This window comes from Mycolicibacterium cosmeticum (assembly GCF_000613185.1).
GTDB classification, from domain to species: Bacteria; Actinomycetota; Actinomycetes; order Mycobacteriales; family Mycobacteriaceae; genus Mycobacterium; species Mycobacterium cosmeticum.
The window spans coordinates 532242-557636 of record NZ_CCBB010000001.1; the positions used below are offsets into that span (position 1 = coordinate 532242).

General features: G+C 68.1%; 21 protein-coding genes. 11 read left to right on the forward strand and 10 right to left on the reverse strand.

Going from position 1 to position 25395, the window contains the following annotated elements:
* The first annotated feature begins 38 nt into the window (after window positions 1-38).
* Window positions 39-2021, forward strand: a complete 1983-nt coding sequence (locus BN977_RS02590; protein ID WP_109790154.1) for a glycoside hydrolase family 15 protein — start codon at window positions 39-41, stop codon at window positions 2019-2021.
* A gap of 8 nt (window positions 2022-2029) precedes the next feature.
* Here the strand turns inward: BN977_RS02590 and BN977_RS02595 are convergent, their stop codons facing one another.
* Window positions 2030-3262 carry a thioester domain-containing protein gene (locus BN977_RS02595; protein ID WP_407661186.1) on the reverse strand — a complete coding sequence of 411 codons (1233 nt, stop codon included), beginning with the start codon at window positions 3260-3262 and terminating at the stop codon, window positions 2030-2032.
* Window positions 3263-3580: 318 nt separating this feature from the next.
* Here BN977_RS02595 and BN977_RS02600 point away from each other — a divergent pair, with 318 nt between their 5' ends.
* The gene (locus tag BN977_RS02600; RefSeq protein WP_024453404.1) at window positions 3581-4504 is read left to right on the forward strand and encodes a family 2A encapsulin nanocompartment shell protein; all 924 of its coding nucleotides are present in this window, start codon (window positions 3581-3583) and stop codon (window positions 4502-4504) included.
* On the forward strand, window positions 4491-6305 hold the full coding sequence (locus BN977_RS02605) for a family 2A encapsulin nanocompartment cargo protein cysteine desulfurase (RefSeq protein WP_036396215.1): 1815 nt from the start codon (window positions 4491-4493) through the stop codon (window positions 6303-6305). Before BN977_RS02600 ends, BN977_RS02605 begins: the two co-directional genes overlap by 14 nt.
* Here BN977_RS02605 and BN977_RS02610 read toward each other — a convergent pair.
* A complete protein-coding gene (locus tag BN977_RS02610) occupies window positions 6302-6760 on the reverse strand; it encodes a YkgB family protein (protein WP_024453406.1) in 459 nt (152 codons plus the stop codon). The genes BN977_RS02605 and BN977_RS02610 overlap by 4 nt on opposite strands.
* A 136-nt stretch (window positions 6761-6896) precedes the next feature.
* Between BN977_RS02610 and BN977_RS02615 the strand changes: the two genes are divergently transcribed.
* From BN977_RS02615 to BN977_RS02640, 6 genes are all read left to right on the forward strand, one after another.
* Window positions 6897-7490: a TetR/AcrR family transcriptional regulator gene (locus BN977_RS02615; RefSeq protein ID WP_206666831.1), complete on the forward strand. Its 594-nt coding sequence runs from the start codon at window positions 6897-6899 to the stop codon at window positions 7488-7490.
* A gap of 182 nt (window positions 7491-7672) precedes the next feature.
* A complete protein-coding gene (locus BN977_RS02620) occupies window positions 7673-8635 on the forward strand; it encodes a thiamine pyrophosphate-dependent dehydrogenase E1 component subunit alpha (protein ID WP_024453408.1) in 963 nt (320 codons plus the stop codon).
* Between the two features lie 12 nt (window positions 8636-8647).
* Window positions 8648-9679 carry an alpha-ketoacid dehydrogenase subunit beta gene (locus BN977_RS02625; protein ID WP_036396216.1) on the forward strand — a complete coding sequence of 344 codons (1032 nt, stop codon included), beginning with the start codon at window positions 8648-8650 and terminating at the stop codon, window positions 9677-9679.
* Window positions 9676-11196, forward strand: a complete 1521-nt coding sequence (locus tag BN977_RS02630) for a dihydrolipoamide acetyltransferase family protein (protein ID WP_036396217.1) — start codon at window positions 9676-9678, stop codon at window positions 11194-11196. Before BN977_RS02625 ends, BN977_RS02630 begins: the two co-directional genes overlap by 4 nt.
* Window positions 11197-11205: 9 nt before the next feature.
* The gene (lpdA, locus tag BN977_RS02635) at window positions 11206-12600 is read left to right on the forward strand and encodes a dihydrolipoyl dehydrogenase (RefSeq protein ID WP_036396219.1); all 1395 of its coding nucleotides are present in this window, start codon (window positions 11206-11208) and stop codon (window positions 12598-12600) included.
* A gap of 39 nt (window positions 12601-12639) precedes the next feature.
* Window positions 12640-13839: a helix-turn-helix domain-containing protein gene (locus tag BN977_RS02640; protein WP_036398281.1), complete on the forward strand. Its 1200-nt coding sequence runs from the start codon at window positions 12640-12642 to the stop codon at window positions 13837-13839.
* 2 nt (window positions 13840-13841) lie between these two features.
* Here BN977_RS02640 and BN977_RS02645 read toward each other — a convergent pair whose 3' ends face one another.
* Entirely contained in the window at window positions 13842-14378 is a 537-nt protein-coding gene (locus tag BN977_RS02645; protein ID WP_024453413.1) for a class I SAM-dependent methyltransferase, read from the reverse strand.
* Between the two features lie 128 nt (window positions 14379-14506).
* Between BN977_RS02645 and BN977_RS02650 the strand changes: the two genes are divergently transcribed.
* On the forward strand, window positions 14507-15421 hold the full coding sequence (locus tag BN977_RS02650) for a zinc-binding dehydrogenase (protein WP_024453414.1): 915 nt from the start codon (window positions 14507-14509) through the stop codon (window positions 15419-15421).
* Here BN977_RS02650 and BN977_RS02655 read toward each other — a convergent pair.
* The 7 genes from BN977_RS02655 to lepA form a co-directional block, all read right to left on the reverse strand.
* On the reverse strand, window positions 15418-16638 hold the full coding sequence (locus tag BN977_RS02655) for an acyl-CoA dehydrogenase family protein (protein ID WP_024453415.1): 1221 nt from the start codon (window positions 16636-16638) through the stop codon (window positions 15418-15420). The genes BN977_RS02650 and BN977_RS02655 overlap by 4 nt on opposite strands.
* A complete protein-coding gene (locus BN977_RS02660) occupies window positions 16635-17645 on the reverse strand; it encodes a GNAT family N-acetyltransferase (RefSeq protein WP_051560979.1) in 1011 nt (336 codons plus the stop codon). Before BN977_RS02660 ends, BN977_RS02655 begins: the two co-directional genes overlap by 4 nt.
* Window positions 17642-19165, reverse strand: coding sequence for an APC family permease (locus tag BN977_RS02665; RefSeq protein WP_051561434.1), 1524 nt, complete (start codon window positions 19163-19165; stop codon window positions 17642-17644). The genes BN977_RS02660 and BN977_RS02665 overlap by 4 nt, the downstream gene beginning before the upstream one ends.
* 108 nt (window positions 19166-19273) lie before the next feature.
* The gene (locus tag BN977_RS02670; protein WP_036396221.1) at window positions 19274-20656 is read right to left on the reverse strand and encodes an LLM class flavin-dependent oxidoreductase; all 1383 of its coding nucleotides are present in this window, start codon (window positions 20654-20656) and stop codon (window positions 19274-19276) included.
* Window positions 20653-21948 (reverse strand): NtaA/DmoA family FMN-dependent monooxygenase, encoded by a 1296-nt coding sequence (locus tag BN977_RS02675; RefSeq protein WP_036396222.1) that lies wholly within the window; start codon window positions 21946-21948, stop codon window positions 20653-20655. Before BN977_RS02675 ends, BN977_RS02670 begins: the two co-directional genes overlap by 4 nt.
* Window positions 21949-22064: 116 nt before the next feature.
* Window positions 22065-22784, reverse strand: coding sequence for a sensor domain-containing protein (locus BN977_RS02680; protein WP_306372226.1), 720 nt, complete (start codon window positions 22782-22784; stop codon window positions 22065-22067).
* Window positions 22785-22815: 31 nt separating this feature from the next.
* The gene (gene lepA, locus BN977_RS02685) at window positions 22816-24657 is read right to left on the reverse strand and encodes a translation elongation factor 4 (RefSeq protein WP_036398290.1); all 1842 of its coding nucleotides are present in this window, start codon (window positions 24655-24657) and stop codon (window positions 22816-22818) included.
* A gap of 90 nt (window positions 24658-24747) precedes the next feature.
* On the opposite strand from lepA, the gene BN977_RS02690 reads away from it, so the two are divergent.
* Window positions 24748-25329 carry a type II toxin-antitoxin system PemK/MazF family toxin gene (locus BN977_RS02690; RefSeq protein ID WP_191262604.1) on the forward strand — a complete coding sequence of 194 codons (582 nt, stop codon included), beginning with the start codon at window positions 24748-24750 and terminating at the stop codon, window positions 25327-25329.
* Window positions 25330-25395 lie beyond the last annotated feature (66 nt).

The window sequence follows — 25395 nt, forward strand, 5'->3', positions numbered from 1 at the left end:
GTGGACGACAGGCCGCCCGGCGGTCGATGATGTCCGGCATGGTCCTGGAACACACCGACCCCGACACGCCGCTGTCCGTCACGGCACCCGTCCCGTACGCGACGACGGGGCCGTCGTTGCGGAACCCGTTTCCGCCGATCGCCGACTACGCGTTCCTCTCCGACTGCGAGAACACCTGCCTGATCTCGGCGGCCGGGTCGGTGGAGTGGCTGTGCGTCCCGCGCCCCGACTCCCCCAGCGTGTTCGGCGCCATCCTGGACCGCGGCGCCGGGCACTTCCGGCTCGCCCCCTATGGCGTGACCGTGCCCTCGGCCCGTCGCTACCTGCCCGGGTCGCTGATCATGGAGACCACCTGGCAGACCCACACCGGCTGGATGATCGTGCGCGACGCCCTGGTGATGGGGCCCTGGCATGACATCGAGACCCGGTCCCGCACCCACCGGCGCACCCCGATGGACTGGGATGCCGAACACATCCTGCTGCGCACGGTGCGCTGCGTGTCCGGCGTCGTCGAACTGGTGATGAACTGCGAACCCTCCTTCGATTACGGCCGCCAGCCCGCCACCTGGGAGTACTCCGCGGCCGCCTACGGCGAGGCCATCGCCCGTTCGCACAAGGACCCGGAAGCCCATCCCACGCTGCGCCTGACCACCAATCTGCGGATCGGTCTGGAAGGCCACGAAGCCCGGGCCCGGACCCGGCTCACCGAGGGCGACAACGTGTTCGTCGCGCTGTCGTGGTCCAAGCACCCGGCGCCGCAGACGTTCGAGGAAGCCTCGGACAAGATGTGGAAGACCAGCGAGTCGTGGCGCCAGTGGATCAACATCGGTGATTTCCCGGACCACCCGTGGCGGTCGTACCTGCAGCGGTCGGCGCTGACGCTGAAGGGGTTGACCTATTCGCCGACCGGCGCGCTGCTGGCCGCACCCACCACGTCGCTGCCGGAAACCCCGCACGGCGAACGCAACTGGGATTACCGCTACTCCTGGATTCGGGACTCCACGTTCGCGTTGTGGGGTCTGTACACGCTGGGCCTGGACCGCGAGGCCGACGACTTCTTCAGCTTCATCGCCGACGTGTCCGGCGCCAACAACGGCGAACGCCATCCGCTGCAGGTGATGTACGGCGTCGGCGGGGAACGCAGCCTGGTCGAGGACGAACTGCACCACCTGTCCGGGTATGACAACGCCCGGCCCGTCCGGATCGGCAACGGCGCGTACAACCAGATGCAGCACGACATCTGGGGCACCATGCTGGATTCGGTGTACCTGCACGCCAAATCCCGCGAGCAGATCCCCGAGATGCTCTGGCCGGTGCTGAAGAACCAGGTCGAGGAGGCGATCAAGCACTGGCGCGAACCCGACCGCGGGATCTGGGAAGTCCGCGGCGAGCCACAGCACTTCACGTCCAGCAAGATCATGTGCTGGGTGGCACTGGACCGCGGCTCCAAACTGGCCGAGCTGCAGGGCGAGAAGTCCTACGCCCAGCAGTGGCGGGCGGTCGCCGAGGAGATCAAGGCCGACATCCTGGCCCACGGCGTGGACTCGCGCGGGGTGCTGACCCAGCGCTACGGCGACGATGCGCTGGACGCCTCCCTGTTGCTGGCCGTGCTGACCCGGTTCCTGCCCTCGGACGACCCGCGGATCCGCGCCACCGTGCTGGCGATCGCCGACGAGTTGACCGACGAGGGCCTGGTGCTGCGCTACCGGGTCGAGGAGACCGACGACGGATTGTCCGGCGAGGAGGGCACCTTCACCATCTGCTCGTTCTGGCTGGTGTCGGCGCTGGTCGAGATCGGTGAGGTGAGCCGGGCCAAGCATCTGTGCGAGCGGTTGCTGTCCTTCGCCAGCCCGCTGCATCTGTACGCCGAGGAGATCGAACCGCGCACCGGGCGGCATCTGGGCAACTTCCCTCAGGCTTTCACGCACCTGGCGCTGATCAACGCCGTCGTGCACGTCATCCGCGCCGAAGAGGAGGCCGACAGCACGGGCGTCTTCCAGCCCGCCAACGCCCCCATGTAGCAGCGATTTCAGTAGCTGATGGCGAAGTCGATCACCGTCGGCGTCGGGACGGCCAGCGCGACGGGCGTCAGCCGGTCGTCGTCGTAGGCGACGCCGGTGATGACCCGGCCGCCGAAGCCGTTGGAGGCCGCCGGAACGCTCGCGGTCACCACGATCCGGCCGGAGTGGTCGGCGGGCCGCAGGTAGATCTCGTGGCCCGGCTGGACCGGGCCCACGATCGGGGTGCCGTCGCGACCGACCAGGGTGCCGCCGGTCACCGACAGAGCCGCGGTGTCGGTGGCCTCGAACCGGAACGGGCCGAGCACGCCGTCGGCGTCGAGCACCGCGCGGTCGGCGACCAGGCGCGGCACCACGGTCAGCCGGCGGGCGGCGTCGGCGCCGGCCAGCAGGTAGTCGTAGAGGGCGACGACGCGGTCGGCGTTGCGGTAGGTGCCCGACCCGTGCAGCGCGAACGTCACCGCGTCGATGTCGACGGCGCCGGCCAGCACCTGCAACCGATAGTGGCGGAAGCCGCGATGGCGACGGCCGGGCCTGGTCTGCGACGTGGTGGCACCGACACCGAGGGTGGTGCGGTGGCGTCCCGAGCCGGGTGCCACGTTGAGCTCGGAACCGGCGACATCACGCCACTGCCGGCCATCCTGCGACTTCTGCAGGATCAGCGACGACGACGTGGCCGCGCTGAGTTCGACTGTGTAGCTTCCCAATTGGGGCTCGCCATCGAACTCGAAGGTCATCGCGCCGGGTTCGTGGCGCACGTCGACCGGGACGTTGAGCGGCCGGTTGTCCAGCCGCAGCCCGTTGGTGAAATGCCAGATCGCGGCCTGCGTCGCGGCGATGGCCTCATGCTCGGCAAGGTGAGAACCCCCCAGCGGGTAACCGGCGGCGCGCACTCGGCGGCTCAGCTCGACGGTGCCCAGGGTGGGAAACGAGTTGCGGATGATCCAATCGACCTCGGCCTCGAAAGCGCGGGCGGCGACGTTGGGCACCGCGGACCAGTTGGCCGGCCGGTACCGCGACGGGCGGGTGGGTGCCACCCCGAGGAAGTCCAGCGAGTAGGCGTCGATGTTCGGGTTCAGCCTGATCAGGTCGGTGCGCGCGGTGGTTCCGTCGGCGAACACGATGGTGTCGACGGTCGGCGAGTAAGTCCCGCCGCGATAGCGGGTCATCGGGGGCAGATCGGCATCGGGGCGGACGGCACGGCGCACCGAGACGGCGGACCGAGGGGCAGCGAGCAGGGGCAGGACAGACATCGAGCGTTGGCTTTCTGGTGGCGATGACAACGCGAATCCACACACCGCCGGAGATGGGCGGGCAGAAACGCAGGGGCCGGCGTCAGAAAATCAACAACAACAACACAGCACGACGACGGGGCGCGCGGTCGCGCGCTGCATCCGGACGTCGTGGGTCACGGTCCCTACCATACGGCAATACGCGCAGAACGCCACCCTGCCGGGTGCCGGGGAGGTTTCCCTCCCGTTGCGCGCTAATCATGTGGCCACAGCAATTTGGCCGTATCGTGGCCGCCGCATACACAACAGAACCCCGTCGGAGGTAGCACCATGACGTCTGCCCAGAACGAATCGCAGGCCCTCGGCGATCTCGCCGCCAGGCAGCTTGCCAACGCCACCAAGACAGTCCCGCAGCTGTCGACCATCACCCCGCGCTTCCTGCTGCATCTGCTGTCCTGGGTGCCCGTCGAGGCCGGTATCTACCGGGTCAATCGGGTGATCAACCCGGACCGGGTGGCGATCCATGCCGACGAGGGCACGGGCACCGAGGAACCGCTACCGGAGACCTATGTCGACTACGAGACCAGCCCGCGCGAGTACACGCTGCGGTCCATCTCGACGCTGCTCGACGTGCACACCCGGGTGTCGGACCTGTACTCCAGCCCGCACGACCAGGTCGCCCAGCAGCTGCGCCTGACCATCGAGACCATCAAGGAGCGCCAGGAGTACGAGCTGGTCAACAACCCGGAGTACGGCCTGCTCTCCCAGGTCACCCCGGAGCAGACCATCTCCACCCGGCGTGGCACCCCCACCCCCGACGACCTGGACTCGTTGATCACGAAGGTGTGGAAGACGCCGGCGTTCTTCCTCACCAATCCGCTCGGGGTGGCCGCGTTCGGCCGGGAAGCCACCCGGCGCGGGGTTCCGCCGCCAGTGGTCAGCCTGTTCGGCGCCCAGTTCATCACGTGGCGGGGCATCCCGATCGTGCCCAGCGACAAGGTGCCGGTCGAGGATTCCAAGACCAAGTTCATCCTGGTCCGCACTGGTGAGGAGCGCCAAGGTGTGGTCGGCCTTTTCCAGCCCGGGCTGGTCGGCGAGCAGGCGCCGGGGCTGTCGGTGCGGTTCACCGGGATCAACCGGTCGGCGATCGCGTCGTATCTGGTCACCTTGTACTCGTCGCTGGCGGTACTGACCGACGATGCGCTGGCGGTACTGGACGACGTCGCAGTGGACCACTTCCATGAGTACAAGTGAGTACAAATCTTTCGACGCGGAAGGTGACCTGCCGATAAGCGAGGCCGAACTCTCGGCGCTGGCGTCGCAGTTGTTCGCGACCAGCTTCCGGCCCGGGCCGGACAGCCCGCCCGCGACCACCCAGGTGGCTCCGCGCGGGGTGGCACCGGATGTGACGACGGCGAGTTCGGCGGGTTCGACGGCCGCGGGTGTCGCGCATCCGGGCACTCCCGCGGAGTTCGTGTCGGTGCCGGAGGTGAACATTCCGGCCCCGACATCGCCTGGGCCCGAGGGTATTCCACCGGGCGACGCGCCGGTCGCGCCCCGAGGGACAGCAGTGAGCCCGATCGTTCCGTTCAGCGGATTCGAGCCGTTCACGGTGCCGGATCTGTCCCCGTCGCTTCGCTCGCCCCTGACGGGTCTGGTGCCGTCGGCACCTCCGACGCCCTCGCGCGGGTCGGCGCCGGTGTGGCCGGGTGCGGTGCCGCAGGTGCCGGATCTCGGGTGGACCGGTGCGGCGCCGGCCTCGCAGGATGGTGACGGTTACTACTTCCTGAAACCGCCTGCGCCCGAACCGGTTCCGGCCATCCGCGATGACCACGAGATCTTCGACGTCCACGCGATCCGCGCGGACTTCCCGATCCTGCGTGAAACCGTCAACGGCAAACCGCTGATCTGGTTCGACAACGCCGCCACCACGCAGAAGCCGCAGTCGGTGATCGACCGGCTGGCCTACTTCTACGCCCACGAGAACTCCAACATCCACCGGGCGGCACACGAGCTGGCGGCGCGCGCCACCGACGCCTACGAGGACGCCCGGGAAGCGGTCCGCCGGTTCATCGGCGCGGCCAAGACCGAGGAGATCGTCTTCGTCCGCGGCACCACCGAGGCGATCAATCTGGTGGCCTACGCGTGGGGCGGCAAGCACCTGGGCCCGGGTGACGAGATCGTCATCACCCATCTTGAGCACCACGCGAATATCGTTCCGTGGCAGCTGATCTCGCAGAAGACCGGCGCGGTGCTCAAGGTCGCCCCGGTGGACGATGCCGGCAACCTACTGCTCAGCGAGTTCGAGGATCTGCTGGGACCCCGGACCAAGCTGGTGGCCGCCACCCAGGTGTCCAACGCACTGGGCACGGTGACGCCAGTCAAGACGATCGTCGAACTCGGCCACCGGTACGGTGCCCGGGTGCTGATCGACGGCGCGCAGTCCATCCCGCACATCCCGATCGACGTGTCCGAGACCGGGGCCGATTTCTTCGTCTTCTCCGGCCACAAGATCTTCGGTCCCACCGGAATCGGGGTGCTCTACGGCCGCGAGGACGTGCTGGCCGAAACCCCACCGTGGCAGGGCGGCGGCAACATGATCGCCGATGTGACCCTTGAGCGCTCGCTGTATCAAGGGCCGCCCAACAAGTACGAGGCGGGCACCGGCAACATCGCCGACGCGGTCGGGCTGGGCGAGGCGCTGCGGTACGTGGAGCGGGTCGGTATCGAACGCATCGCCGCCTATGAGCACGCGCTGCTGGAGTACGCCACCCCGCGACTGGCCGACATCCCCGGTGTGCGCCTGGTCGGCACCGCGCAGGAGAAGGCCAGCGTGCTGTCCTTCGTGCTGGCCGGTCACGAACCGCTCGAGGTGGGTAAGGCGCTCAACTCCGAGGGCATCGCGGTGCGGGCGGGGCATCACTGTGCGCAACCGATCCTGCGCCGGTTGGGCCTGGAGGCCACCGTGCGACCGTCGTTCGCGTTCTACAACACCTTCGACGAGATCGACGTATTCCTGCGGGCCGTGCGCCGGATCGCCGAGGGGTCACCCTAGTTGCGGGAAAATGCCTGCTGTGAATCGATACGGGTCAGGGACGCGCCGAGCGTCCAGATCGCCACACCGAGCAGGACGGCGTCCTTGAGCAGGAACTGACCGGGTTGCGCCGACAGGACCGGAACGCCCCATGCGTGGGCGGCGACAACTCCAGGCGTGGTGAACAGGAAGCTGAGCGTGCCGATGAACAGCACGACAGCGAGTGCACTTCCGATCGCCGAGACCCGCGGCCACACCGGGTACAGCGCAATCAAAAGGGCGGCAAGAATTTCCAGTGCGCCCAACGCGTGAGCGACCGTCCCGACGCTGAGGTAGTCGTAGATCCAACTCATCAGCGGGCTGTGCTCGATGAGCACTCGGGCTTCCATCTTCACGAACTTCCCGAAGCCGATCCACGCCAGCACGATGACCAGGCCGTAGCGGCTCACCAGGTGTCCGGCACGTTGCAGCCTCATGCCGAGAGTACGTGGCGGCGCATCGGTCACAGCAGTCTCGGTCAAGCACTTGCCCTTTCGCCATAGATTGGATTGTCCATTCCAGAGAACATCGCGATTTCTGGAATGTCAACTCCAAAATCGGTATGTTCGGGTGGTGATCACACGGAAGGGCCAAGCCACCCGCGAGCGGATCGTGGCCGAGGCGGCTCGACTGATGCACCAACGCGGCGTCGCCGGCACCAGCACCGAGGACGTCCGCGCGGCGGCCGCCGTGAGCGCATCGCAGATCTACCACTACTTCCGTGACAAGCGCTCCCTCACCCGTGCCGTGATCGAGTTCCAAACCGAGGAGATTCTCGGCTTCCAGAGTCCCCTGCTCGCCAGCCTCGACGACATCGGCGCGCTGCGCGCCTGGGCAGAAGCGATCGCAAATGTCCAGCGGGCAAGGGACTTTCGCGGTGGCTGCCCGCTGGGTTCACTGGCCGGCGAGCTGGCCGAACACGACGACACGGCGCGCGAGGACCTCGCCGCCGGGTACCTGCGGTGGCACCGGGTGATCAGGGACGGACTCCTTGCGATGAAGGACCGCGGTGATCTCGGTGAGCAGGCCGACCCGGAGGCGCTGGCCACCACTCTGCTCACCACACTCCAGGGCGGGTTGCTGCTGTGCAAGACACTTCGCGCCGCCGATCCGCTGGAGACCGCCCTTGGCACGGTGATCGACCACATCGCGTCGATGGCCACCTAGTACCCGGCCGGGTCAGCGATAACAGGGCCGGGGCCGCTGTTGCAATCCCTTGCAACGGTAGTGACCGCGCTCTCATCTCCATAGCATCTGTGACCGCGACCGACGCCTCCGAGAACCAACCACCCGGCGTCGGCATCGAGGCACCGGCCAGAGCAGCTCTGGCCAAATGGCGAAGGAGAAGCATGGCGTTGACCAAGCCGGAGTTGCTACACGCGTACCGCAAGATGGCCGAGATCCGGGCCTTCGAAGACCGCCTGCACGAGGAGAACGCCACGGGCGACATCCCGGGGTTCATCCACCTGTACTCGGGTCAAGAGGCGATCGCGGTCGGGGTATGCGAGAACCTCGGTGACCGTGACTACATCGGCTCGACGCACCGCGGGCACGGGCACTGTATTGCCAAGGGCTGCGACATCCGGGCGATGATGGCCGAGATCTTCGGCAAAGACGACGGGTTGTGCCACGGTAAGGGCGGCTCGATGCACATCGCCGACCTGTCGGTGGGCATGCTGGGCGCCAACGCGATCGTCGGCGGTGCCCCCTCACTGGCGATCGGTGCCGCGCTGACCGCCAAGACACTCGGAAACGGCGGCGTGGCCGCCAGTTTCACCGGTGACGGCGGCTCGAATCAGGGAACGGTGTTCGAGGCCATGAACATGGCCGTCGTCCTCGACTTGCCGATCGTCTTCGTGATCGAGAACAACGGCTACGGTGAGGCCACCGGGCGCGACTACGCCGTCGGGACGACCAGCATCGCCCAGCGGTCCGCGTCCTTCGGCATGCCCGCCACCACCGTGGACGGGACCGACTTCTTCGCCGTGTACGACGCCACCCGAGAGGCGGTGCAGCGCGCCCGCAGCGGCGGCGGCCCCTCCACGATCGAGGCCGTCGCGCACCGATTCCACGGCCATTTCGAAGGCGACGCCCAGCTGTACCGGACGTCCGAACAAGTGGCCGAGCTGCGCGCCACCAACGACCCACTGCAGAAGTTCCGCGCATCCGTGGCGAAGACGCTGGGCGCCGACGAACTCGACGAGATCGACCGAGCAGCTCGTGAGCTCGTCGACACCGCCGTGGCCGAGGCCCGCGCCGCCGCCTATCCGCCGGTATCCAGCCTGCTCACCGACGTCTACGTCGCGTACTGAGGGAGAAACACGATGAGCCTTTCGAAGATCACCTACCGCGAGGCGGTCAAGGACGCGCTGGCGCTGGAGATGCGACGAGACCCGACGATCGTCCAGATCGGCGAGGATCTGCGCGGTGGCCAGGGCGGCAGCAATCCGGCGCTGGCCACCGACAAGGTCGAAGCGTTCGGCGGGGTTCTCGGTGTCACCAAGGGTCTGTGGACCGAGTTCGGTTCGGAACGCGTCATCGACACCCCGATCACCGAATCGGCCATCATCGGCATGGCCGCGGGTGCGGCGTTGACGGGACTGCGTCCGGTCGCCGAACTGATGTTCATGGACTTCTTCGGCGTCTGTTACGACGCGCTCTACAACCAGGCCGCGAAGTTCCGCTACATGTTCGGCGGCAAGGCCCGTACGCCGCTGGTGGTGCGGGGCATGATCGGTGCCGGTTTCTCCGCGGCCGCCCAGCACTCCCAGTCGCCCTACAACGTCTTCGCCGCCGTGCCGGGCCTCAAAGTGGTGGCGCCGTCGAATCCGTACGACGCCAAGGGCCTGTTGATCCAGTCGATCCGCGACGACGATCCCGTCGTCTTCTGCGAACACAAGACACTCTACGACATGAAAGGCGAAGTGCCGCAGGAGTCCTACACCATCCCCCTCGGTGTCGCCAACTACACCCGCGAGGGCAGCGACGTCACCGTGATCGCGCTGTCGGCGATGGTGAACGTGGCCAACGACGCTGCCGATGCCCTTGCCGCCGAGGGTATCTCCGTCGAGGTGGTCGACCCCCGCACGGTGTCCCCGCTCGACGAGGAGAGCATCCTGGAGTCGGTGGCGTCGACCGGTCGGGTGGTCATCGTCGACGAGTCGGCCGCGCGCTGCGGGTTCGGGCACGATGTCGCCGCCCTCATCACGACGAAGGCGTTCTGGTCGCTCAAGGCGCCGATCGAACTCGTCACACCACCGCACACGCCTGTGCCGTTCTCACCGGCGCTGGAGAAGGAGTGGCTGCCATCGGTCGGCCGCGTCGAGGATGCCATCCGCCGGGTGATGTCGGCATGAGTGACGTGGCCGTTATCGAGATCCCGAAATGGGGCCTCTCGATGGAAGAAGGCACCCTCGTGGAGTGGCTCGTCACCGAGGGCACCGCCTTCGACAAGGGCGACCTGCTGTGCGAGATCGAGACCAGCAAGATCACCAATCAACTCGAAGCCCCGTTCGACGGCTTGCTGAGAAGGATCCTCGCCAAACCCGGTGAGACCCTCCCGGTCAGCGCGCCCATCGCGATCTGTGCACCCACGTCGGTCAGCGATGCCGAGGTCGACCGCTTGGCGGCCGACCTGGCCGCGACGGCGATCCCGGCGTCGTCTGCGCCACCGCTCCCCGCGGCCACACCAACCGCGACATCTCCTGTCGTGCAGTCGAGCCCGGTCACACCTGCCGGTGCCGCGCCGGCCTCGCGCAACGGCGGCGCCACCGTCGTCCCCGACGTGCTGCGCGGCAAGACCGACGGTGACGTGTTCGCCACCCGGCACGCCCTGCGCCTGGCCGACGAGCTGTCGATCGACCTGGCCCGCGTCACTCCCACCGGGCGGGGCGGCCGTATCTCGGTCACCGACGTCGAACACGCCATCCTCGACGCGGGTGGATCGGTCGCCGCCAAGGCCCCGGCGGTGCGCACCGGCGTCCCCGGACGATCGACCCGCGACGACAGTGCAGTCGCCGCCACCCCCGTCGCGCGCCGGCTGGCCGCGGCCCTCGGGATCAACTTGTACGACTGCCGCGCAACGGGTTCGCGCGGCCGGGTCTGCGAAGCAGACGTGCGGGACGCTGCACGTCGATTCAACCCGGAATCCGTTGCTGCCCCGAATGCGCCGTCGGCCACTGCCGCCGGCCACGAGACGATTCCACTGTCTACCATGCGGCGCGCGATAGCGTCGCGCTTGCAGGAGTCGAAACGCAACGCACCCCATTTCCGGCTGACCGTGGACCTCGCGATCGACGACCTGCTGCGGCTGCGCGACGAGATCAACGCGACCGTCGCGGGGGTGAAGCTGTCGGTCAACGACTTCATCGTCAAAGCCTGTGCCATGGCGCTGGTCAAGGTGCCCGACGTCAACATCCAGTACGACGAGCAGGCGCAGGCGGTGCTGCGCTACACATCCGCGGACGTCTCCGTCGCGGTCGCCCTTCCCGCCGGCCTGATCACACCGATCGTGCGCGGCGCCGACGGTCGATCACTCGCCGGAATATCTTCCGAGATCGCCACATTGGTGACGAAGGCGAAAGCCGGCACACTGCAGCCCGACGACTTCCAAGGGGGCACCTTCACCGTGTCGAACCTGGGCATGTTCGGCGTCAGGGAGTTCGACGCGATCATCAACCCGCCCCAGGGTGCGATCCTGGCCGTCGGAACCGCAGCCGAGCGGCCGGCGATCGTGGCCGGTGAACTCGTTTCGACGACCGTCATGACCGTGACCTTGTCGTGCGATCACCGGGTCATCGACGGCGCCACGGGAGCGAGGTTCCTGCAGCAGTTGCGGGCCTACGTCGAATCCCCCGCCCTGATGTTGGTTTAGGAGGTGCAGATGACCGACAACTTCGACGTCCTGGTGATCGGCGGCGGCCCCGGCGGGTATGTGGCCGCCATCCGGGCCGCACAGCTCGGCCTGAACACCGCCCTTGTCGAACGTGACCGTCTCGGCGGCATCTGTCTGAACTGGGGCTGCATTCCCACCAAGGCGCTGTTGCACGGCGCCGACGTCGCCCATACGCTGGCCAACGCCCACGAGGTGGGATTCACCGTCGGGGCAGTCGAATTCGACATCGCGAAACTCGTGCAGTTCAGCCGCGGCGTCTCGGCACGACTGTCCGGCGGCGTCGAGTATCTGATGCGCAAGAACGCCGTCACCGTCATCACCGGTACCGCCAGGCTGGCCGGCAAGGGTGTCGTCGACGTCAGCTCCGAGGACGACGTCCGACGTTACCGCGCCGATCACGTGATCCTGGCAACCGGAGCCAGGCCGCGCACCGTTCCCGGACTCATCCCCGACGGTGAACGGATCTGGACGTACTTCGAAGCGTTGCAGCCGGCCGCGTTGCCGCGTTCGCTCGTCGTGGTCGGCTCCGGTGCCATCGGCGTCGAGTTCGCCAGCCTCTACCGAGACCTCGGCACCGACGTCAGAATCGTGGAGATGGCACCGCGGATCATGCCCGCAGAGGATGCGGCCGTATCCGAGTTCGTCAGGCGGCGCTTCGAGAAACGCGGAATCGGTGTCCACACAGCCTCGCGCGTGACGGCCGCGACGGTCCACGACTCCGGGGTCGATCTCACCATCGACACCCCCGGCGGCCCGGAGAACGTGACTGCCGAGCGGGTCCTCGTGGCGGCCGGAATTCAGGGCAACATCGAAGAACTGGGACTCGAAGATATCGGCGTCGAAGTGTCCAACGGCACGATCGTCACCGATGAATGGTGTCGCACAACGGCATTCGGCACCTACGCGATCGGCGACGTCGCCGGCGGCCCGTGCCTGGCACACAAGGCCGGCCACGAAGCGGTGCTGTGCGTCGAGCACATCGCAGGTGTTGCGCACACCAGGCCACTGGACACCACCCTGGTGCCCGCCTGCACGTACGCCCGCCCGCAGGTGGCGAGCATCGGGATGACGGAGGAACAGGCGCGGGCAACCGGGCGCCGCCTGCAGGTCGGCACCTTCGACTTGCAGGCGTCGGGTAAGGCCCTGGCCATCGCGGAAGCCGACGGTTTCGTGAAGACCATCGTCGACGCCGACAGCGGAGCCCTGCTCGGTGCCCACCTGGTGGGCCCCGACGTGACCGAGCTGATCCAGGGTTTCGGGATCACCGCGTCGCTCGAAGCCACCGCTGACGACCTCGCGGACGTGATCTTCGCGCATCCGACACTGTCGGAAGCCATGCACGAATCCGTGCTGGCGGCCCTCGGCAAACCGCTGAACAGCTGACGTCGAAGGCTGCTGGAAGTTCTCACTACTGTGAACACCATGACCCGCCCTGCCAAGACAGGAGCATCCGTCGATCTGGTCCGGCACGCTCGACTGCTGAGTGAAATCCGGGAGGCGGTGCTGTCCGGCCGACGGCCACCCCGGCAGCCGCGCCCGCTGGTGGCCCGGTCCTGGGAACGGCTGTGCACACACGGCATTTCGCCCGACGACTGTGTGCGGTCGACCTCGGTGAGCCTGTCCGAGGTCGAGAACCGGCGCAGCCGAAGCGACTTGCGCAAGGTGTTGCCCGACCTGCGGGCGGTCCTGGGATCGGCGGCCGCCGGCGCCGACTTCGTCGTGGTCATCGCCGACGACGACGGTGTCGTGCTCTGGCGCGACGGGGCGCAAGCCATCCGCCGCACCGCCGATCAACTCGGCTTCGTGGAGGGCGCCAGCTGGGCAGAAGACCACGTCGGCACCAACGCGATCGGCACCGCCCTCATCGAGAACACCGGTCTGACGCTGTTCTCCGCCGAGCATTACGCCCGCCGCCAGCACAGCTGGTATTGCATCGGCGAACCTGTCCACGATCCGCGCTCCGGGGATGTCCTCGGCGTGATCGACATCAGCGGGCCCGCGATGACGCTGCACCCGTCGACGGCGGGCCTGGCACACTCGGCGGCGCGGCTCGCCGAAGCCACGTTGTGGCGGCTGCATCGCGAAAGTCTCGACCGCCTGTGCGAGGAGAGCGCCGCCCTGCTCGCCGGCACAGCCCCCGCCCTGGTGGTCGACGAACACGGCTGGGTCGCCTGTGCACGAGGTTTGGATAACCCCCGGCGCATCGCGGCGCCGGAACCCGGCACCGCCGCGTTCGTTCCCGGCCTCGGCCTGACCGTCCCGGAACCGCTCGGTCAGGGCTGGATCATGCGTCCGCACCGGGCCGACGCGCAGATAGAACTCGAGCTCGACCTCGGTGACTCACCTCGAGCCACCGTTCGTGGCGATGTCACCTGGACGCGCGCCCTTTCCCCCCGTCACGCCCAGATTCTGCGGATGCTTGCCCAGCACCCCCGGCACGGCGTCAACGCGACCGACCTCAGCGTCGCGTTGTACGGCAACGCCGAGCACACGGTTGCGGTTCGGTCGGAGATCTCACGCCTGAGGAGGCGTCTCGGTGCCATCATCACCGGCCAGCCCTACCGATTCTCCGACGAAGTCGTCGTACGGGTCCTCACCGGCGTCGTCCCTGCCCGAGGCTGAGATCAGCACGAAGGTCCGCGGCGGCCGAGCAGCCAGGCTTGTCCGTCACCCTCCCCCGCCGCGATGGGCTGCAGCTCGGCGAACGCCCGGCCCAGTTCCCCGGCAGCGGCGCGGAACGTCCCGGGTGACCCACCCACCTCGCTGAGCACGCAGACCGCCAGCAGCCCTCCGGGTTTCAGCCGGTCGACGAACACCGGGTACAGCCGGGGATCGCGAAACCGGTGACACAGCAGCACATCCACGGGCGCGCCGGGCGGCAGGCCGTCGTCGAGGTCCGCCACCGCAAAGCGTGCCGTCGTCCCGGCGGCCAGGGCGCGCGCCTGCTCGATCGCGATGACCGAGGCGTCGACGCCCAGCACGTCGAGTCCACGACGCGCCAACCAGACCGCCGCCGCGCCCTGCCCGCACGCGACGTCCAGCGCCGTGCCCGCGGTCGGGAACACCGCTTCGTACGCGGCGAAGACGGCCGGTAGAGCGGGCGTGCCCACCTCGCGGTCGCGGTAGGCCGCGTCCCAACGCTCACGGTCGCCCAGGCTCACCGCGACAACCTATCTCCGCGAACGTTGCGTACCGCTCGATTTTCCGGCCGCTGCTTGGAGCGGCAATCAACGTTCGGCGGCGCGGGAGGGCGGGAATACGACCGCCGGCGGCATTGTTGGGCGACAGCATGCGAGCCATCGTCTACGACCCGCACGCGCCGGCCAACCTGCGGTTCGGGGAGGTCGGCGAGCCCGCACCGACCGCCGGCCAGGCCGTGATCGACGTGCACGCCATCGCGCTGAACTTCGGAGAGGTGCATTTCATCGACCACATGCGCCGGCCCGGCGAGGTACCCGGTTGGGACACCGCCGGTGTGGTGGCCCGGGCCGCGGCCGACGGCTCGGGACCGCCGGTCGGCACCCGGGTGGTGGCCTTCGGCGGTGAGGGCGGTTGGGCGGAACGGCGCGCGGTGGACACCGCGAATGTGGCCGAGCTGCCCGAATTCGTGGAGTTCGAGGAGGCGGCCGCCCTTCCCGTCGCCGGTGTCACCGCCCTGCAGGCACTGCGGGCGCTCGGGCCGGTGGTCGGGCAACGGGTGCTCATCACCGGGGCCTCGGGTGGGGTCGGCCGGTTCGCGGTCCAGTTGGCCGCTCGGGCCGGTGCCCATGTTGTGGCCGCCGTGGGCAGCCCGGGCCGGGGCGACGGCCTGACCGAACTGGGCGCCGCCGAGGTGGTCGTCGGTCTGGACGGCGTGACGGAGCCGGTGTTCGGTGTGCTGGACAATGTCGGCGGCCCACTGCTGGCGCAGGCCTTCGCCCTGGTGTCCGACGGCGGCTCGGTGCAGTCCATCGGGATGGCGTCCAACGAGCCCACCACCATCGACTTCGAGGCGCATCGCCGGCTGGGCAACCGGAAACGCTTGGAGCCGTTCACGGTTCGGGCGCCCTTCCAAGCCGACCTGCGCTACCTGCTGACCCTGCTCGCCGACGGCGAACTGGACCCGCAGATCGGCCTGCGCGATTCGTGGGACAACGTCGGCGCCGCGACCCAGGCCCTGCTGGACCGGCAGGTCGCCGGCAAGGCCGTGCTGCGCGTGGTCTAGTTGCCCTGACCGCCGCGGCCCAGCGCGGCCAGGTTGGACACCGGATCCTTGCCGTTGATCAGATAGTCGCCGAGGATGCGCGCCTTGTACACCCGCGGATTGTGCGACGCCAGGGTCCGCGCGTTGCGCCAATGCCGGTCCAGCCCACGCTGTTCGGACACCCCGGACGCACCGAGCGCGTCGAAGACGGTGGTGGTGGCGCGCAGGGCGGCGGCGATGATGACCAGCTGCGCCTGGGTCACCGCCACCTCGGCGTCGATCAGGCGTCGCTTGGCGTCCTCGGCGGACGCATCGATGCGGTCCAGCGCCTCCCCCGCCCTGGCCAGCGCGGCCTCGGCGGCGAACGCGTCGGCGGACACCTCACCGATGACGGCCAACAGTTGCGCATCGTCGGACGGCACCTCGGTGAGCCCCTGCGGGTAGTTGCGTCGACGGCCGAGCAGCGCCGTCGACCCGTCCCGCAGTGCCGCCCTGGTGATTCCGGTCAGCACCGACAGCATGGCCGTCTGGTAGAAGTGGCCCTGATAGGCGAACCGTTCGGCGGCCGGGAACACATCGCCGCGCTCGGCCCGCACCCCGTCATAACGCGCGGTGCCGCTGGCGGTGGTGCGCTGACCGAAGCCATCCCAGTCGTCGACCAACGTCACCCCGGGATCATCGGCGCGTACCAGCGCGGTCAGTAGCTCACCGTCGTCACCGCGGCCCAGTACGTCGAGCCAGTCGGCGTACAGGCTGCCCGTGGCGTAGAACTTCGCACCCGTCACCCGGTAGTGGTCATCCTCGGCGGACACCGTGGTGACCAGGTTGGTCAGCGTGACGTTGTTGGCCTCGGTCCAGCCGCCGCCGACGAACTGGCCGGCCCGGAACCGCTCGATCCAGGTGTCGTTGGTCTCCGACACCGGTGCGTTCAACCGGTCTTCCACGAATGCCAGGTGGTTGCGCCAGATGTGCGCGACGTTCGCGTCGGCCTCCCCCAGATCGGCCAGCAGCAGGAACACCTGCCGCAGCGACGCGCCGAATCCGCCGTGCTGCACCGGGATACGCAGGGTGCCGAATCCGGCATCGTTGAGCAGCCGCACCTGCTCGTGCGGGAAGGTGCGCTCCCGCTCACGTTCCAGGTTCGCCTCGGCGATCTTCTGAAACGCCGGCGCGAACCGCGCCCGCAGGTCGTCGAGATCGGCGGTCGGCGCCTGCAGATAGCGTGCGGGGGAACTCATGTGGTGGGCCCTTCGCGGTCGATGTGGTGGAAGTCGATGCGGTAGGCGGCCTGGCGCTCGACGGCGACGTACCCCAGCCGCTCGTAGAGCAGATGCGCCTTACTGGCGTTGTTGATGTCGGTACCCAGCGAGGCGATGCCGACGCCACGGCGCAGCGCCGCCAGCCACACCTTGCGCAACAGGAATTCGCCGATGCCGGCCCGGCGCTGGTCGCGGCGCACGCCGATGTAGTCGGTGTGGGCGCTGCGTTCCTCGACGGCCCCGGCGAGGTGCGTGTACGTGCTGCCCAGCACGTACCCCACCACGTCGCCGTCGGTGTTGATCACCGCATTGCTGAAATCCGGTGTGAACGACCGGCTGGCGATGTGCTGGGCGAAGATCTCCGGCGTCTTGGACATGTTGCCGAAATGCTCGAGGAAGGTCTCGTACTGCAGCCGGCGTACCTGTTCGGCCAGGCCTCGGTCGAGCACCTCCGGCCAGCTGAGGTAGGTCAACCCGGGCAGGGTCAGCGCCGCCAGCTCGTCGACGTCCGCACCGTCGAGCGGTTTCCGCGTCCGGATGAAGCGGCCTTCCTCGGTGGCGCCGTGCCGGATCAGGGTGGTGCGGGCCGCCGGCTGGTCGGTGCCGATGAAGCTGCGCAGGAACGCATCTGGGATGTCGGCGGCCTCCCGGCGGAATCGGGCGACCACCGATCCGACGGTGCCGTCGACGACCGGCACGGGCGTGGCCGGGTCGAAGACGAAGTCGGCCAGCAGTTCCGGCTGCAAACCGTGGGGCTGGTGCAGCGCCGCGTACCCGCGGACCCGTCCCGTCTCGTCGCGTACCGCGGTCACGGCGCCGGGGAAGGCGCCGCCGAGTTGCTCGGCGACATCGCGGGAGTCGGCGGCGAACTTGCGTCCGGCGATGCCCGGTGTGGTGGCCAGGAAGTCGGCGATGTGCGGGAAGTCCAGCGGTGTCACGGCCGTGGTCGACCAGCTGCCGACACCGCTTTCATGCACGAGGGTCACGGTGTTGCAGCCTCTTTCACATCGCCGCGCTCGGTGGCACCGTCGTCGGGCGCGCCGAGCAAGCCCTCGTCGATCAGGCGCTGCTGTTCGGCCTCCGACAGGGTCTGGATGGTGCCGACGCGGCGGGCCACCTCGGGGTTGGTGCGCTTGAGGTACCAGTACCAGGCCAGACCGGCCAGCAGGATCCCGGCGAAGATCAGCGGCAGGATGTTGAACGGGAAGTCGGGGACCGGATAGAAGTTGCTGAAGAAGACGTACCCGAGGGCCAGCGTGGCGGCCACCGACACCACCAACCGCAGCGGGGTCAGCGCCCTGATCTTGTACAGCCAGATCGGCGTGGCGATGACCACCAGCAGGTAGCTGGTCAAAAAGCCCCAGGTGGCGACGTAGCCGCCGTATACCTCGAACACCACGCGACCGGACGAGCTGAACGTCGCCACCGTGGAGAAGACGAACGCCAGCGCACCGATGAAGACGATGCCCACCCACGGCGTCTTGTATTTCGGGTGCACCCTGGCCAACGCTGCCGGCAGGGCGCCCTCGTGCGCGAAGGTGAACAGGGACCGGGCGGCGGCGGTGGTGACCGCGGTGACGAAGACGATGAAGGCGACGGCGACGGTGCCGCTGACAAGCTGGTTGACCCACGGGACCCCGGCCGACTCGGCGAGCTGCGGCAGGATCGCCTTGTCCCCGTCGACGGAATCGAAGAACAGGATCTGCGGGTAGGTCGCGACGATGTACAGCACGCCCAGCAGCAGCACCACCCGCAGCAGCGAGCGGCCGATGGTGCGATGCGCGTCCTTGGCTTCCGCGCCGAGCGAGGCGACGCTCTCGAAGCCGGCGTAGGAGCCGACCGCCACCACGGCGGCGACGTAGGTGGTGCTGTGCCCCAGGTGCGCCGGATTCCACTGCTCCCAGTCGATCCGGGCCCCGTACGCGAGGTACGACCCGACGATGATCACCAGGATCGACGCGATCGCGACAAGTTCGAAGACCAGCTCGTACCTGGCGGCGATGGCAGCGCCGCGGTACGGCAGGTAGATACCCAGCCCGACGATGACCACCACCAGCAGCAGCCGGAACCAGGCTGCCTGTGAACCCAATCCGATGGATTCCAGGAATGCGTCGAGGTAGACGACCCCGCCCAGGGTTCCGGTGGTCGCGAAGCCGATGTAACCGACCAGCAGGCTGAACCCGGCGGCGTAGGCGAAGCCGGGGCCCAGCCCGTTGCCGGCGTAGGTGCCCAGCGAGCCGGAGGACACGGTGCGTTTGGCCTGGAAACTGATGGTGGCGGCGATCAGGACCGTGATGACCAGGCCGACGATGACGGCCCACGACGAACCGTTGCCGGCGGCGAGGAACAGTGAGAAGGGCACGGTGGCCACCGCGACGCTGGGCGCCGCCGCGGCCAGTCCTTGGGCGAACACACCCCAGAACCCCAGCGCACCGCGCTCCAGACCGTGCCCTTCCGCGGTCGACAGGGCGCGACCGCCCAGCTCCACCCGAGTCGGTGCCGACATGATGCCGCCTTCCATCCTGTGCGCCACGTAATCGCTTGGCGCACAGGTCGTTAACAGAGAGTTGATGTGAATGTCACGATGCCGCAGGGTGGTCCGCGACGTCAGTGATCAAATCGACGGGATTTTTTGCCGCCGGAAGGCGGTGCCCGGGTGATCGGCGGGCAGGTACGCGGATTCCGTGCCGAAGATCCGCTGCCGCAACGTCGTGGCGCCGCCCGCCTCGCGCGCCCGGCCGCGCCGCCGTAGCTCCGGGATCAGATGTTCGGCGACATCGGCGAAACTGCCCGGGGTGACGTGGTAGACGATGTTGAAACCGTCGACACCGGTGTGTTGCGCGTAACCCTCCAGTGCGTCGGCCACCGTCGAGGCGGACCCGACGAACAGCTCACCGCCGAACCCGCCCAGCCCGCCGACGTAGTCGCGCAGGGTGATCCGGTGGCGCGCCTCCGGATCGGCCACAGCGGCCAGGATCGATCGGCTGGCGTCGGTGTCGAACTGCTCGATCGGCCGGTCCACGCCGTACTCGGACCAGTCGACACCCGACAGAGCCGACAGCAGCACCAGACCGGCCTCCAGGTCGTGGAAGCGTGCCAGATCGGCCACCTTGGCCTGGGCCGCCGCATCGGTGCTGTCCACCACGATCTCGACCGAGGTGAGGAACTTGATCGCGTCCGGCCGCCTGCCGTGAGCCACGGCGCGGCGTCGGATGTCGTCGATATTGGTGCGCAACACGTCGGGCCTGGGGTCGCTGGCGAACACCAACTCGGCATTGCGCGCGGCGAATTCGCGTCCCGCCGGGGAAGTTCCGGCCTGGAACAGCACCGGGGTGCGTTGCGGGGAGGGCTCGACCAGGTGGGCACCGGGAACGCTGAAGTACGTGCCCTCGTGCCCGATCTGGTGCACCTTGGTGGCATCGGTGTACACGCCGCGGTCACGATCACGGCGCACCGCACCCGGCTCCCACGAGCCCTCCCACAGCTTGTAGGTGACTTCGAGGAATTCCTGGGCGATGGCGTAGCGCTCGTCGTGCGGGATCTGCCGGTCCCGGCCGATGATGTTGCGCGCCGCGCTGTCCAGCAGCGAGGTCACCACATTCCAGCCGATGCGGCCACCGGTGAGGTGGTCCAGCGTGCTGAACTTCCGGGCCAGCAGGTACGGGCTCTCGTAGGTGGTGGACACCGTGATGCCGAAGCCGAGGTGTTCGGTGGCCGCCGCCATGGCCGATACGGCCAGCAGCGGATCGGTGACCGGCGTCTGCACCGCACGCGTCAGCGCGGCATCGGCATTGCCGCCGAACACATCCAGTTGACCGACCGCGTCGGCGATGAACAGGGCGTCGAATCCGCCGGTGTCGAGCAGCTGGGCCAATTCCACCCAGTACCTCAGCTCGGTGTAGCGCGACGTCTGGTCCTGCGGGTGGCGCCACAGCCCGAAGTTGCCGTGCGACACCGTCGACATGGTGAAGCCGGCGAGGACGAAGGGCTCGGTCACGACCGAACCGGCACTTCCAGGCCGAGGTGCGACCGCAACGTGGTGCCGGAGTATTCGTGGCGGAACAGGCCGCGTTTACGCAACACCGGCACCACCTGCTCGACGAACAGTTCGGTCTGCCCCGGCAGCCCGGAGTCGCGCAGCACGAAACCGTCCGCGGCGCCCTCGGTGAACCATTCCTCGATCTCGTCGGCGATCCGTTCCGGCGTCCCCACCACGCCCGCACCCCACCCGTTCACGGTGCGGTACAGGAATTCCCGCACCGTCGGGCTCTCGGCGGCCAGCGCCCGGTAACCGGCCAGCGCGGTCTGGTGCGTCTCGGTCGAATCCGGGAAGGCCGAGGCCGGCACCGGCCCGTCCAGGTCGGCCCCGGTGACGTCGACCTCCACCTCCAGCAGCCAGCCGGCCTGGTATTCGGGGCTGAAGTAGGTGTATTCGTCTTGCTGTGCGCGCCGCGCCTCGTCCTCGGTGGAGCCGATGACATAACGGAAGGACGGGGTGATCAGCGGCGGCCGGTTGCGCCCGAACGCCCGTGCCTGCGCGTGGATCTGCCGGTAGAACTCCTGAGCCCGGGCTCGGTTGCCGTGGCTGGTGAAGATCACTTCGGCATGCTTGGCGGCGAAAGATCTTCCGGTGGGCGACGATCCGGCCTGGAACAGGACGGGCTGACCCTGCACCGAGCGGGAGGCGCCGAGCGGACCTTTGACGTCGAAGTAGGCGCCGTGGTGGTCGGTCACCCGGATCTTGTTGACATCGTGGAAGATCCCGGCGGCGCGGTCTTCGACGATGGTGTCTTCACCCCAGCCGTCCCACAGCGCGCGCACCACCTGGAGCGCTTCTTCGGCGACGGCGTACCGTTCGTCGTGGTCCACCACACCGCGGGCGCTGAAGTTGTCCGCCGCGGCCCGCGCGAAACTGGTGACCAGGTTCCAGCCGGCCCGGCCCCCGCTCAGGTGATCCAGTGAGAGCAGTTGGCGGGCAAGGTGATAGGGCGCCTGCAGGGTGGCCGACCCGGTGACCACCAACCCGATCCGTTCGGTCACCGAGGACAGCGCGGCGGTCGCCGTCAGGGGCTCGAAGTCCTCCGGGATCTTGTACGCCCAGGTGGCCGGCGGCCCATAGTTCAGCCCGTCGGCGAAGAACAGCGCGTCGAACGTGCCGGCCTCGGCGGTCTGCGCGTGCTCGATGAGTCGGCGCCGCACCCCGGCGGTGCTGTTGTCGGCGTCGGGATGACGCCAGGGCCCGGCGGACCGGGTGTTCCCGAAGGCAAGCAGATGGAGTTCTTTCGACACCCGGTGAGGCTACGACCGCTCCCGGCGATCTCTCAGGGTTGCGCTCAGCGAGAAGCTATCGGAATATTGCCCGGCGCAGCGCCTTTGATGCCCGCACCGGCAGTGCGGCCGCAGACCTACTTCTTCTTGCCGGCGTTGTCGATCATCTTCTGCACGATGCCGGCCGCTTCGTCGTTGATTCCGTACGAGCACGCCCACGCCTCGACGGTCACATTGGAGACATACGACATGGCGTGCTGGCATTCCCAGCCGCCGGCGTCCTCCTGCATGGTGCGCTGCGTGATGATCTGGTCTTTGACCTCCAGATCGTCGAGCTGCCAGGTGTAGCTGGACTGCCCGTCATCCACCGATACCGCCGAACCACCGCACTGCTTCCACGTCGACTCGGATTTCTCCCAGAACCGCTGTGCCTTGTCCGCGCTGGGATACAGCACCACCGTCTGTTCGGCCCAGTGCTGGTTGTCCTCTTCCGGCTCGCGCGCCACCTGGTCGCGCACCGAGGTCCACCCGCTGCCGTCGTACACCGGTTGTTCGGCGCCGTAGATGGCACCCAGACAGTCCGGATCCGAGATGTCCCGGGAATGATCGGTCATCTGATCCAGCTCGCTGGTGATCTCCATGTCGCTGGCGCCCATGACCGTGTTGATCTCGCGCACCGACAACAGCACCCGATCCAGCTGGGACTCTTTGAGCGGCGGCACATCGGCGGGGGCCGCATTGCGGTCGCGGACCGCAACACCGGTCACCGTGCTGACACATCCGGTCAGCAGGAGGGCCGCGGCGGCCATGCCCGACAGGGCCAGCAGGCTACGGCATGGTTTTGCGGCGCTGTTCACCGCGTCATTGTGACCGATGGTGCGGCTGGAGTCACTTCTTTGGCTTGTCCGCGCTCGCGTCGGTGGACAGCGCGGCGACGAAGGCCTCCTGCGGCACGTCCACCCGCCCGATGGTCTTCATCCGCTTCTTGCCTTCCTTCTGCTTCTCCAGCAGCTTGCGCTTGCGGGTGATGTCACCGCCGTAGCACTTGGACAGCACGTCCTTACGGATGGCCCGGATGTTCTCGCGAGCAATGATTCTCGACCCGATGGCCGCCTGCACCGGCACCTCGAACTGCTGGCGCGGGATCAGCTCCTTGAGCTTGGTGGTCATCTTGTTGCCGTAGGCCGACGCGCCGTCCTTGTGGACGATGGCGCTGAATGCGTCGACGGCCTCACCCTGCAACAGGATGTCGACCTTGACCAGGTCGGCCTCCTGCTCGCCGGCCTCCTCGTAGTCCAGGCTGGCGTAGCCGCGGGTGCGCGACTTCAGCGAGTCGAAGAAGTCGAAGATGATCTCACCGAGCGGCATGGTGTAGCGCAGTTCGACGCGTTCCGGGGACAGATAGTCCATGCCCTGCAACTCACCGCGGCGAGACTGGCACAGCTCCATGATGGTGCCGATGAACTCGCTCGGTGCGATGACCGTCGTCTTGACCACCGGCTCGTAGACGGTGCGGACCTTGCCCTCGGGCCAGTCCGACGGGTTGGTGACGATCAGCTCGGAATTGTCTTCCTTGATCACCCGGTACACGACGTTCGGCGAGGTGGAGATCAGGTCCAGATTGAACTCGCGTTCCAGCCGCTCCCGGGTGATCTCCATGTGCAGCAGCCCGAGGAAGCCGCACCGGAAACCGAAGCCCAGGGCCACCGAGGTCTCCGGCTCGTAGGTCAGCGCGGCGTCGTTGAGCTGCAGCTTGTCCAGGGCTTCGCGCAGGTTGGGGTAATCCGACCCGTCCACCGGGTACAGGCCCGAGTAGACCATCGGCTTGGGTTCGCGGTAACCAGTCAGCGCCTCCTTGGCGCCGTTGCGGGCCGTGGTGACGGTGTCCCCGACCTTGGATTGGCGGACGTCCTTCACCCCGGTGATCAGGTAGCCCACCTCGCCGACGCCCAGACCGGCGCTGGCCTTGGGTTCGGGTGAGACGATGCCGACCTCGAGCAGTTCGTGGGTGGCGCCGGTGGACATCATCGCGATCTTCTCGCGCGGGGTGATCTTGCCGTCCACGACGCGGACGTAGGTGACCACGCCGCGGTAGATGTCGTACACCGAGTCGAAGATCATCGCTCGGGTGGGCGCGTCCGGATCGCCGGTCGGGGCCGGCACCTGCGCGACCACGGCGTCGAGCAGCTCGGCCACCCCGGCGCCGGTCTTGCCGGACACCCGCAGCACGTCGGAGGGTTCGCAGCCGATGATGTGGGCGATCTCGCCGGCGTAGCGGTCCGGGTCGGCGGCCGGCAGGTCGATCTTGTTGAGCACCGGGATGATGGTCAGGTCGCGGTCCAGCGCCAGGTACAGGTTGGCCAGGGTCTGCGCCTCGATGCCTTGGGCGGCGTCGACCAGCAGCACCGCGCCCTCGCAGGCCTCCAACGCCCGGGACACCTCATAGGTGAAGTCGACGTGGCCGGGGGTGTCGATCAGATGCAGCACGAATTGCTCATCCCCGACCTTCCAGGGCAGCCGCACGTTCTGGGCCTTGATGGTGATGCCGCGCTCACGCTCGATATCCATCCGGTCCAGGTACTGGGCCCGCATGGAGCGGTCGTCGACGACGCCGGTGAGCTGCAACATCCGGTCGGCCAGCGTCGATTTGCCGTGGTCGATGTGGGCGATGATGCAGAAGTTCCGTATCTGCGCCGGCGCGGTGAACGTCTGGTCGGCGAAATTGCTGATTGGATTTCTCCTGGTCGAGGCGCGATATGTGGCTCCAGCGTATCGAGCGTGAGCCGTCCCGACACAATCGGAGGACCTATCCTCGTTTCCATGGCGTCGCAGTGGAAAACCTTCCAGCGCCTCGCGGGACACCTCGTCTTCAACGAAGCGCCGAAACTCATCCGCCAATTGCCCTCACCGGAGCGGGTGCTGCAGCAGGGCATCAAGATCGGCTTGGACGTGCTGGCCGGGTCACCGGCCCAACAGACCCCCGCGATCACCGCTGGCCGACCCGTCACCAACGCGAGCGTGCCCACCGCGCAGCGCGCGCGGCGCATCATCTACTCCCCCGACCTCGACGGTCAGGCCGATCCCGGCGAGATCGTGTGGACCTGGGTGGTCTACGAGGACGACCCGACCCGGGGCAAGGACCGGCCCGTTCTGGTGGTCGGCCGCGACCGCAATGTGCTGCTCGGGCTGATGCTGTCCAGCCAGGACTACCACGCCGACGACAAGGACTGGGTCGCCATCGGCACCGGCACCTGGGATTACGACGGCCGGCCCAGCTGGGTGCGCCTGGACCGGGTGCTCGACGTGCCCGAGGACGGTATCCGCCGCGAGGGCGCAATCCTGGACCGCGACCGGTTCGAGCTGGTCGCCGCCCGGCTCCGCGCCGACTTCTCCTGGTCCTGATCCGCCCGTTTGATCACATGGGCGCAGTTGTGCGAGTGCGATCCGGCCAAACGTCGATCTCGGCGC

Bases quoted from the DNA above. Each gene is read 5' to 3' on its own strand.
- BN977_RS02590 (WP_109790154.1), top strand. From the start codon at position 39: ATGGTCCTGGAACACACCGACCCCGACACGCCGCTGTCCGTCACGGCA.
- BN977_RS02600 (WP_024453404.1), top strand. From the start codon at position 3,581: ATGACGTCTGCCCAGAACGAATCGCAGGCCCTCGGCGATCTCGCCGCC.
- BN977_RS02605 (WP_036396215.1), top strand. From the start codon at position 4,491: ATGAGTACAAGTGAGTACAAATCTTTCGACGCGGAAGGTGACCTGCCG.
- BN977_RS02610 (WP_024453406.1), bottom strand. From the start codon at position 6,760: ATGAGGCTGCAACGTGCCGGACACCTGGTGAGCCGCTACGGCCTGGTC.
- BN977_RS02620 (WP_024453408.1), top strand. From the start codon at position 7,673: ATGGCGTTGACCAAGCCGGAGTTGCTACACGCGTACCGCAAGATGGCC.
- BN977_RS02625 (WP_036396216.1), top strand. From the start codon at position 8,648: ATGAGCCTTTCGAAGATCACCTACCGCGAGGCGGTCAAGGACGCGCTG.
- BN977_RS02630 (WP_036396217.1), top strand. From the start codon at position 9,676: ATGAGTGACGTGGCCGTTATCGAGATCCCGAAATGGGGCCTCTCGATG.
- lpdA (WP_036396219.1), top strand. From the start codon at position 11,206: ATGACCGACAACTTCGACGTCCTGGTGATCGGCGGCGGCCCCGGCGGG.
- BN977_RS02640 (WP_036398281.1), top strand. From the start codon at position 12,640: ATGACCCGCCCTGCCAAGACAGGAGCATCCGTCGATCTGGTCCGGCAC.
- BN977_RS02650 (WP_024453414.1), top strand. From the start codon at position 14,507: ATGCGAGCCATCGTCTACGACCCGCACGCGCCGGCCAACCTGCGGTTC.
- BN977_RS02655 (WP_024453415.1), bottom strand. From the start codon at position 16,638: ATGAGTTCCCCCGCACGCTATCTGCAGGCGCCGACCGCCGATCTCGAC.
- BN977_RS02665 (WP_051561434.1), bottom strand. From the start codon at position 19,165: ATGTCGGCACCGACTCGGGTGGAGCTGGGCGGTCGCGCCCTGTCGACC.
- BN977_RS02690 (WP_191262604.1), top strand. From the start codon at position 24,748: ATGGCGTCGCAGTGGAAAACCTTCCAGCGCCTCGCGGGACACCTCGTC.